Origin of the sequence: Streptomyces africanus (assembly GCF_002150735.1) — a bacterium.
In the GTDB taxonomy this organism is placed as follows: Bacteria; Actinomycetota; Actinomycetes; order Streptomycetales; family Streptomycetaceae; genus Streptomyces; species Streptomyces africanus.
Genome location: NZ_MUKA01000288.1, coordinates 593 through 893, shown reverse-complemented (window position 1 = coordinate 893; position 301 = coordinate 593). Strand labels below are relative to the sequence as shown.

General features: G+C 71.4%; 1 protein-coding gene. It reads right to left on the bottom strand.

Going from position 1 to position 301, the window contains the following annotated elements; translation table 11 throughout:
• A partial coding sequence (locus CCL05_RS31720; RefSeq protein WP_143589976.1) for an ATP-binding cassette domain-containing protein occupies positions 1-301 on the bottom strand: 301 nt, incomplete at both ends.

The window sequence follows — 301 nt, the reverse complement described above, 5'->3', positions numbered from 1 at the left end:
GCCACGGAAGCGCGGCCCCGCCATCACATTGGACAGCACCGTACGCCAGGGGAAGGTGGCGTCCTGCTGGAAAACGAAGCCGACCTTGTCGCTGACGCCGCGCACCGGCTCCCCGGCGACCGTCACCTCGCCCTCGGTGGGCTCCTCCAGGCCGCTGACCAGGGTCAACGTGGTCGACTTGCCGCAGCCCGTGGGACCGACGACCGCGACGAACTCCCCACGCCCGACCGTGAGATCCAGGTCCCGGACGGCCGTGTGCAGGCCTCCCGACGGGGTCCTGAACGTCTTGCTCGCGCCCCGC